General features: G+C 67.7%; 7 protein-coding genes. 3 read left to right on the forward strand and 4 right to left on the reverse strand.

Features of this window, described 5'->3' with window-relative positions:
- The first annotated feature begins 282 nt into the window (after positions 1-282).
- A complete protein-coding gene (locus CA951_RS41685; RefSeq protein ID WP_179220524.1) occupies positions 283-906 on the forward strand; it encodes a CatB-related O-acetyltransferase in 624 nt (207 codons plus the stop codon).
- Position 907: 1 nt separating this feature from the next.
- On the opposite strand, the gene CA951_RS41690 is transcribed toward CA951_RS41685, so the two are convergent.
- A complete protein-coding gene (locus CA951_RS41690; RefSeq protein ID WP_087562417.1) occupies positions 908-1,174 on the reverse strand; it encodes a hypothetical protein in 267 nt (88 codons plus the stop codon).
- Positions 1,175-1,429: 255 nt separating this feature from the next.
- On the opposite strand from CA951_RS41690, the gene CA951_RS41695 reads away from it, so the two are divergent.
- A complete protein-coding gene (locus tag CA951_RS41695; protein ID WP_087562418.1) occupies positions 1,430-2,344 on the forward strand; it encodes a diiron oxygenase in 915 nt (304 codons plus the stop codon).
- A gap of 71 nt (positions 2,345-2,415) precedes the next feature.
- On the opposite strand, the gene fgd is transcribed toward CA951_RS41695, so the two are convergent.
- Both fgd and CA951_RS41705 read right to left on the reverse strand, forming a co-directional pair.
- A complete protein-coding gene (gene fgd / locus CA951_RS41700; protein WP_087562420.1) occupies positions 2,416-3,423 on the reverse strand; it encodes a glucose-6-phosphate dehydrogenase (coenzyme-F420) in 1,008 nt (335 codons plus the stop codon).
- 55 nt (positions 3,424-3,478) lie between these two features.
- Positions 3,479-3,820, reverse strand: a complete 342-nt coding sequence (locus CA951_RS41705) for a YidH family protein (protein ID WP_073370691.1) — start codon at positions 3,818-3,820, stop codon at positions 3,479-3,481.
- Positions 3,821-3,912: 92 nt separating this feature from the next.
- On the opposite strand from CA951_RS41705, the gene CA951_RS41710 reads away from it, so the two are divergent.
- Positions 3,913-4,872, forward strand: coding sequence for an alpha/beta hydrolase family protein (locus tag CA951_RS41710; RefSeq protein WP_087562419.1), 960 nt, complete (start codon positions 3,913-3,915; stop codon positions 4,870-4,872).
- Here CA951_RS41710 and CA951_RS41715 read toward each other — a convergent pair.
- On the reverse strand, positions 4,828-9,446 hold a 4,619-nt coding region (locus tag CA951_RS41715; protein WP_306300882.1), incomplete at its 5' end, for a non-ribosomal peptide synthetase. The genes CA951_RS41710 and CA951_RS41715 overlap by 45 nt on opposite strands.

Raw genomic sequence — 9,446 nt, forward strand, 5'->3', positions numbered from 1 at the left:
ATCCCCAACCCGGCATCACCACACGCCTCGACGCACCGCAACCGCGTCGTGAACGCCCGCAACTCCTCCAGGTCCGGTGCCTTCATTTCCCCCACGACCAGCCCTCCCCCGAGGTTGTTCGAAACTTTGTTCGACTCTAGCAACCGCCGCTACACCATGGCAATAGCCGAATCCGACGTAAAGCACGTGCGGCGCAGCGCCGTACGGAGCTATACAGGAGGTCGCGCACGCCTGCGCCGAGGAATGGAGAAGTAGTTGCCCACGAGTGCCGCACCGGATCCGATGACACTGCACCCCATTTCGGGTCAGCCCCGGGTAGTCCTGCTCAAACCCCTGATCGACAATCCGCTGATCGAGGTCGGGGAGTACAGCTATTACGACGATCCCGAGTTCGCGGACGAGTTCGAGACGCGAAATGTCCTGCACCACTACGGCCCGGATCGGTTGATCATCGGGAAGTTCTGCGCGTTCGCGACGGGGACGACGTTCATCATGAACGGCGCGAACCATCGGATGAGCGGCGTCTCGACCTTCCCCTTCCCGATCATGGGAGGCGCGTGGGCCGAGCATGCCGATCTGCTCGCAGACCTACCGTCGCGCGGCGACACGGTCGTCGGCAACGACGTGTGGATCGGGGGCAACGCGACGATCATGCCCGGCGTGCGCATTGGACACGGCGCGATCGTGTCGACCGGTTCGGTGGTGACGCGGTCGGTGCCGGACTACGCCGTGGTGGGCGGAAACCCGGCCGTCCACATCAAGGACCGCTATTCGGAGTCCGACATCGCCGCGCTGGTGCGGATCGCGTGGTGGGACTGGCCGATCTCCGTCGTCACCGAGCATGTACGCACGATCGCGGCAGGCACTGTCGAGCAACTTCGGGAGATCGCCGACGGACTCGGCTGAATCAGCCGCACGCCGCTTTGGGCGACTCGGTGTCGAGGTCGAGTTCGCCGTCGTCGGCGAAGACGAGGCGTCCGTCGTCGAGAGCGACGGCCCAGCGGTGCACGGGCGCCCAATCGCGTCCGAGGAGACCCTCCGACTGGGACAGGTCCGCGAAATCCTCGATCACGACGCCCGGAGCGGGAGCATCGGCATCGCGGCGGACCCGAACGCGAGCACCGACGGCGACATCGGCGCTGTGGGGCTGCGCGGCACTCTTCTGATCAGACATGGGTTCATTCCGCTTTCTGCCGGGTGATGCCAGGGCAAGGGATCATCCGGGCCCGCTGCCGAGAACTCACTACAGACGATCGGCAAATTTTGAGCAAGCCCCCAGTCGGAGTTGTGGGGATCATCACCGAGGGCTTGACTCCCGGGAAACCGCGCCAGTGCTGTCCATCATTTGTACATTGACACTATTGACGTAAAGAGAATTCCAGTCCACGATTAGATGTAACTACTGGTCACACTGACATGGAGGACATTCATGGCACGCTCGACGCTCGCTCTCGGCAATCCGAAGATCACGGATCGCCAGGACACAGGCGCCCGGCTTCTCCATTCCTCCGCACGCATGTCGTACGACCCGACCGTCGAGGTGGACTGGGACGCGCCGGTCCCCGACGACCTGTACGGCCTCACTCCCGAGTGGTCCTCGCTGTACGGCACGCCGATGTGGGACGAGATGACGTTCGAGCAGCAGATCACGCTGACGAAGCACGAGGTGTCGTCGATCATGGGCACCGGAATCTGGTTCGAGATGATTCTCCAGCAGATGGTCATCCGGGACATGTACGCCAAGGACGCGTCGCAGGCGCACTTCCAGTTCGCGCTGACGGAGGTGGCCGACGAATGCAGGCACTCGGTGATGTTCGCCCGCACCGCCGAGAAGTTCGGGTGCCCCTCGTACGTTCCGCGCAAGTCGGTGGTCACGCTGGGCCGCGGATTCAAGGCGCTCGCGTCGGGTGAGGTCGCGTACGCCGGCATTCTCGTGGCCGAGGAGATCCTCGACGTCATGCAGCGCGACTGGATGAAGGACACACGCGTCCAGCCGATCGTCCGCGTCACCAGCAAGATTCATGTGGTCGAGGAGGCCCGGCACATGCGCTTCGCCCGGGAGGAGACCCTGCGCCGGGCCGAGGGCATGAGCAGGGTGCACCGCGCCGCGAGCCGCGCCTGCATCGCGATCGCGTCGAACCTGATCGTCTCCAGCATGATCAACCCGGCTGTCTACGCGGCCGCCGGCCTCGACACCGAACGCGCGGTGCGCGAGGCGAAGAACAACCGGTTCCGGGCCGAGAAGATCCGGGAGAGTTCGCAGCCGCTCATGCGGTTCCTGGACGAGGCCGATCTGCTGGGCGGTCCTTCCCGGCAGCTCTACAAGCGCGTGAACATGCTCTGACGGACGCTTCGCGCTCGTGCGCCTTTCTGGTTGTTCCAGCTACCAGAAAGGCACACAGGCGGCGGAGCCGCCTATCCCCGCAGCCGGGGCGCGAGGTCGCGCTCGAAGAGTTCGAGGAACCGCTTCTGATCGTGCCCGGGCGCGTGGAAGACGAGGTGATTCAACCCGGTTTCGAGGTACGGGCGAATCTGCGCCACCGCCTCGTCCGGATCCGACGCCACGATCCACCGCTTCGCGACCTGCTCGATCGGCAACGCATCCGCCGCCTTCTCCATCTCGATCGGATCGTCGATCGAATGCTTCTGCTCCGGCGTCAACGACAACGGCGCCCAGAACCGCGTGTTCTCGAGCGCCAACTCCGGATCCGTGTCGTACGAAATCTTGATCTCGATCATCTTGTCGATCTCCGCGACATCCCGCTCCGCCTTGGCCGCCCCCTCCGCGACCGCAGGCATCAACTTCTCCGTGTACAGCTCCATCCCCTTGCCGGACGTGCAGATGAACCCGTCACCGCTACGCCCGGCGTACCGCGCCACCACCGGACCACCCGCCGCGATGTACACCGGGATCCCACCCTCGGGCACGTCGTAGATCGACGCCCCCTTCGTGGAGAAATAGTCGCCCTCGAAATCGACCCGGTCACCCAGCCAGAGTTCCCGCATCAACCGGACCGCTTCCCGCAGCCGCGCGAACCGCTCCTTGAACTCCGGCCACTCCCCGGCAAAACCGGTCGCGATCTCGTTCAGTGCCTCACCGGTACCGACACCGAGCATGATCCGCCCCGGATACAGACACCCCATCGTCGCGAACGCCTGCGCCACCACCGCCGGGTTGTACCGGAACGTCGGCGTCATCACCGACGTCCCCAGCTGCAACCGCTCCGTCCGCTCCCCGACCGCCGTCATCCACGCCAGCGAGAACGGCGCATGACCGCCCTCGTGCCGCCACGGCTGGAAGTGATCCGACACCGTCGCCGAATCCATCCCGTGCCGCTCCGCCAGGACACCCAGCTCCACCAACTCCCGCGGACCGAACTGCTCCGCGGACGCCTTGTAACCGAGCTTGAGTTCGTGGGCCACCGTGTACTCCTTCGTCTTCACGTCCGGTTCGCGAGATGCAAACCTCTTCTGCAGGTTAGAGCGCGGCCACCAGGCTGGCGACCGCCGCTCCCAGTGCCACCACCGTCAGTGTCACCGCGAACAACCACAACTCGTGGGGCGGCGGCATCGGTGCGCCGTCGCGCAAGGCCTTCTCGACCTGCGACCACCGCCGCATGCCGACGAGTGCCGCGGCGGCGGCGAGTCCGATCAGGATCAGTCCGAGGGTCGTCCGCACCCACCCGGTGCTGAATTCGGGGACCAGGTGGATCATCGCGATGCCACCGGCCAGGAGTGCAAGTGAACTCCGCATCCAGGCGAGGAACGTCCGCTCGCTTGCAAGCGTGAAACGTTCGTCGGGCCGGTCGTTGTCGGTCACCGAATCATCTTTACACCGGTTCACTGGAACCGCACCAAGCAGGTACCCCGCAGTCCTAGATTGGAAGGGCAGGCCACAGCCAGGGGGCGTCCATGCGACCGTTCGAAGCTCTGCGATCCGCGATCTCTCTGCGTGTGCTGGCGGTGATGCTGCTGTTCTTCTCGGCGTGGGCGGCGCTCGGACCGTCGCCTGCTTCGGCCGAGCCGCGCATCACCAGGGTGGACGTCTATTCGGAGTCGATGGGCCGGTGGGTGGCCAACGACGTGATCTCTCCCGCGTCGGGAGGTCCGGCGCCCACGTTCTACCTCCTCACCGGCATCGGCGGCGGCTCGGACGGGATCTCGTGGTTCAACAACACCGGTGTGCGGGACTTCTTCGCCGACAAGCACGTCAACGTGGTAATGCCGATCGGCGGCCAGTACAGCATGTACACCGACTGGGATTCCGACGACCCGGTCCTCGGCAGGAACAAGTGGCAGACGTACCTGACGAGCGAACTTCCCGCCGCCATCGACGGCAGGTTCGCGACCACCGGGGCGAACGCCATCGGCGGGGTGTCGATGGCGGGCGGCGCGGTGCTCGACCTCGCGATCCAGGCTCCAGGGTTCTACCGGGCCGTCGGCTCGTACAGCGGTTGCGCCGCGACGAGCGGACTGCTCGGCCAGGCGATGGTGCGGTCGATGGTGGAATTGCGGGGCGGGGGCAACGCGACCAACATGTGGGGCCCTGCGGTGGACCCGCAGTGGCAGGTGCACGATCCGATGGTGAACGCCGAACGTCTGCGCGGCACAGAGTTGTTCGTCTCGAGCGGCAACGGACTTCCGGGCGGCATCGACAACCACGACCCGGTGCTGGTGGTGCCGCAGACGATCGGCGGCAGCGTGGTCGAGATGGTGACCAACGTGTGTGCGGCCACGTTCCAGTCGCGGTTGCACTCGCTGGGGATTCCGGCCACGTTTGCGTATCTCTCGCAGGGCACTCATTCGTGGGGGCTGTTCGAGACGGAGTTACGGGAGTCCTGGCCCGTCATCGGCAGCGCGATCGGGGCGTGACCCCAGGGAGTTCTCCAGGATCGGTCCGATCACCGCGAGGGCTTGCGGTGTGGTCATCCGCAGGTGGTCGCAGTCCACCTTGTTCTCGACGATCACGCCGGTGATCGCGGGCTGCCAGACGCCGGGCGACGGCCGTTCGCCTTCCTCCCCTTCGGCGGATTGCGCGGCGCTGAAGAACAGCAGGTCGCCGTCGAACACGCGCGGGCGGTGTCCGATGGAGATCTGCTTCGAGTTCTCCAGCCCGGTGCTGATGCGACCGAGGAGGGTCGACGCGAACCCGGGGTCCCGGCCGAAGGATCGTCCGAGCATCTCGAGCAGTTGCTCGCGGTACGACGTGCCGGCGTCGTCACCGCCCTCGAATTCGACGCCCAGCCCGCGCAGCCACTCCTCGGCGTTCACCTCGAGGTCACCGAAGTCGTCGCCTTCCGCGACGTAGCTGTCCATCATCGCAAGGGTGCCGACCTCGGCGCCCGACTCGCGGAGTTCCACGGCAATCGCCTGCGCGATGACACCGCCGAGTGACCAGCCGAGCAGGTGGTACGGCCCCCGGGGCTGGACGGCACGCAGCTCGACCACGTACCGGTGGGCGAGTTGTTCCATCGACTCGAACGTCGTTCCACCGCTGAGGATCGGCAGTTGCAGCCCGTACACCGGACGGTCGGGCGAGAGGTGCCCGATCAGTCCGGCGTAGCCCAGCGCGAGTCCGCCCGCGGGGTGCACGCAGAAGAGCGCGGGTTGGGACCCGGACGCGCGGAGCGGCACGACGACGTTCAGCACGTCGTCCGCCGGCATGCTTCCGAGAACCGACGGGTCGACGATGCGCCGGGCGAGGCCCTCCGGGGTCGGGTTGCGGAAGATCCACTGCAGGACGACGTCGGTGCCGAGCCGGTCCCGGAGCGCGGACGCCACCCGGGTCGCGACGAGCGAGTTGCCGCCGAGTTCGAAGAAGTCGTCGTCGGCCCCGACCCGGTCGATGCCGAGGACGTCGGCGAAGACCTCCGCGACGGCCTCCTCCACCGGGGTGGCGGGTGCCCGGAACTCCCGGGGCGCGAGCACCGGGGCGGGCAGCGCCCGGCGGTCCAGCTTGCCGGTGCGGCCGACGGGCAACCGGTCCAGGACCACCAGCTGGGCGGGCACCATGTACGGCGCGAGGTGCGACCCGGCGTACCGGAGTATCTCGGCGGTGTCGATGCTCGCACCGTCCTCCGCCGTCACGTATCCCACGAGCCGGTCGCCGGTGCCGCTGTGCACGGTGACCGCTGCCCGTCCGACGCCGTCGCAGCGGGACAGCACCGATTCGATCTCGCCGAGCTCCACCCGCTGTCCGCGGATCTTCACCTGGAAGTCGTTGCGTCCCACATACTCCAGCCGTCCGATCTCGGTCCATCGCACGAGGTCGCCGGTGCGGTACATGCGGGAGCCGGGTTCGCCGAACGGGTTCGCGACGAAGGACGCACCCGTCAGTGCCGGACGCCGGTGGTAGCCACGTGCCACCCCCGGTCCCGCGACGTACAGTTCCCCGATCACCCCCACCGGAACGGGCTGCAACCAGGTGTTGACCACGATCACGTCGACCCCCCGCCCCGGACCGCCGACATTGACCGATTCTTCGGTCGACAGGACCTCGCTGATCGTGGTCTGCACCGTCGCCTCGGTGGGTCCGTATCCGTTGAAGACGAACCGTCCCGGGGTCCAGCGGTCGGCGATCTCGGGTGGGAAGCGTTCGCCCGCGACGGCGAGAATCCGCAGGGACGGCACGTCCTCGGGGCGGAGGGTGTCGAGGATGGTGGGGGTGAAGAACGCGTGTGAGACGCGCTCGCTCGCGAGCAGTTCGGCCAGTTCCCGTCCCCCGAGCACCGTCGGCGGAACGACCACCAGTGTCGCGCCGACGGCGAACGCCATCAGCAGTTCGAACAGGGACGCGTCGAAGCTCGGCGACGCCAGGTGCGACACGCGCGCCCCGTGCATGGACGCGAACCGTTCCCGTTCCTCGACAGCAAGATTCGCGATGCCGCCGTGGGTGAGCACGACACCCTTCGGTGTTCCCGTCGATCCCGACGTGTAGAGCAGGAACGCGGCGTGGTCGACTCTCAGCGGGCGCAGACGGTCGGCGTCGGTCACGGGGTCGCCGGAGTATCCGTTCACGACATCGGGATCGTCGAGCAGAAGCCACGGCACCACCCCGGGCAACCGGTCGCGGTGCGCGGTCACCGTCAGTCCGAGCATCGCGCCCGAATCGTCGAGCATGCCGCGGGTGCGTGCGGGCGGCAGGGCGGGGTCGACCGGCACGTACGCCGCCCCCGATTTCGCGACCGCCCACACCGACAGCACCCAGTCGATCGACCGGGGCACCCCGATCGCGACGAAGGCGTCCGGACCGGCACCGCGGTCGATCAGTGCCCTGGCCAGCCGGTTCGACTGCTCGTCGAGTTCCCGGTACGACAGCGTGACGCCTTCGCACGACACCGCGGTCGCGCCCGGTGCGAGCGCAGCGCCGACGGTGAGGACGTCGGGGAGCAGGCGTTCCGCGACAGCGGGGAAGCCGCGCATCGGTACGAGTTCGTCCCGTTCGAGGGCGTCGAGGATCTCGAGGTCGCCGACCCGGATCGACGGGTCGGTGACGGCGGTGTCGAGCATCCGGACGAACCGGTCGGCCAGGCCTGCGACGGTCTCGGCGTCGAAAAGGTCGGTGGCGTAGGCGAAACCGGCGGTGATCCCGGCCGGCGTGCCGTCGTCCGTGTATTCCTCGGCCAGCGTCAGCTGCAGGTCGAACCGGGCGATCGTGGCACCGAGGTCGATGCCGTGCACCTCGACGCCCGGCAGCGAGAGGTCGGGGCGCTCGATGTTCTGGAACTCGAGCAGCACCTGGAACAGCGGTGAGTGCGCGGTGGAGCGGGGCGGGTCGAGTGCTTCCACGACCTTCTCGAACGGCACCTCCGCGTGCGCGTATGCAGCGAGGTCGACGTCGCGTACCTGGTCGAGCAGGTCGGAGAACCGGTCCGCGTCGGAAACGATGGTCCGCAGGACGACGGTGTTGACGAACATGCCTACGACGTCGTCGAGTGCGGCCTCGCCGCGCCCGGCGACGGGGGTGCCGACGGCGATGTCGCCGGTGCCGGACATTCTCGCGAGGAACGCGGCCAGGGCGGCGTGGGCGACCATGAACACGGTCGACTGGTGGGTGGACGCCGTCGCCAGGAGCCGGCGATGCAGGTCGGCGTCGATCTCGAATCCGACCCTGCTCCCGTCCGGTGTGCGTTGCAGCGACCGCGGGCGGTCGGCGGGCAGGTCCAGCGCGGCGGGGAGCCCGGCGAGTGTGCTGCGCCAGTAGTCCAGTTGCTGCGACACCAGCGACTGCGGATCGTCCTCCGAGCCGAGGAGGCGGCGCTGCCAGAGCGTGAAATCGGCGTACTGGACCGTGGTCGGTGGCCAGTCGGGGGCGTGCCCGGCCGCACGGGCGGTGTAGGCCGTCGTCATGTCGCGCGCGAGCGGGACCATCGACACTCCGTCCGCGACGATGTGGTGGACCACCACCAGCAGCGTCCGGTCGGTGCCGGAGGTCTCGAACACGGCTGCCCGCAACGGAATCTGTTCGGTGACGTCGAATCCCTGCGCGACGGCTGCCGACAGCAGTTCCCGCAATTCGGCCTCGATCGACACCGTGGTGACAGGCAGGTCCGGAACTGCGTCGGCAGCGGGCAGGATCAGCTGCACCGGTTCTTCGCCGGCCATCGGGAATCGGGTGCGCAGCGTCTCGTGGCGTCGCACGACGTCGGACACGGCTGTCCGGAGGGCGTCGAGGTCGAGTGCGCCGGTGAGCCGGAACGCCATGGCGATGTTGTAGGCGGGCGACGAAGTGTCGAACTGGTTGAGGAACCACATGCGGGTCTGGGCCAGGGACAGCGGAATTCGTTCGGGTCGCGGCGCTGCCCGCAGTTCCGGCCGGTGTGTCGGCGCACCGGCCTTCGCCGCGCGTTCCGCGAACTCTGCCACGGTCGGCGCCTCGAACAGGGCGTGCACGCCGACGTCGATGCCGAGAGCCGCGTCGACGCGGGCGACCACACGGGTGGCGGACAGCGAGTCTCCACCCAGACGGAAGAAGTGGTCTTCGGCCCCGACGCGGTCGACGCCGAGGACCTCGCCGAACACGTCGGCGACGACGGCCTCGAACGGGGTGGCCGGCGCCCGGAATATCCGGACCGGAGCCTCGGGTGCGGGTAGTGCGGCACGGTCCACCTTCCCCGACGCCGTCACCGGCAACTCCCCCAACACCACCACCACCGACGGCACCATGAACCCCGGCAACACCGACCCCGCAAACTCCACCACCCCAGCCGAATCCACCNGNGCCCCCACCTCCGGCACCACATACCCCACCAACCCACCACCCGAACCCACCACCACCACAGCCGCACCCACCCCCGGACACGACACCAACACCGACTCCACCTCCCCCAACTCCACCCGCTGCCCCCGCACCTTCACCTGAAAATCAGCCCGCCCCACAAACACCAACGACCCCAACCCATCCCACCGCACCAAATCCCCCGTCCGATACAACCGCACCCCCACCC

The organism is Rhodococcus sp. NCIMB 12038 (assembly GCF_002165735.1).
In the GTDB taxonomy this organism is placed as follows: domain Bacteria; phylum Actinomycetota; class Actinomycetes; order Mycobacteriales; family Mycobacteriaceae; genus Rhodococcus_F.

Bases quoted from the DNA above. Each gene is read 5' to 3' on its own strand.
- CA951_RS41685 (WP_179220524.1), top strand. From the start codon at position 283: ATGACACTGCACCCCATTTCGGGTCAGCCCCGGGTAGTCCTGCTCAAA.
- CA951_RS41690 (WP_087562417.1), bottom strand. From the start codon at position 1,174: ATGTCTGATCAGAAGAGTGCCGCGCAGCCCCACAGCGCCGATGTCGCC.
- CA951_RS41695 (WP_087562418.1), top strand. From the start codon at position 1,430: ATGGCACGCTCGACGCTCGCTCTCGGCAATCCGAAGATCACGGATCGC.
- CA951_RS41710 (WP_087562419.1), top strand. From the start codon at position 3,913: ATGCGACCGTTCGAAGCTCTGCGATCCGCGATCTCTCTGCGTGTGCTG.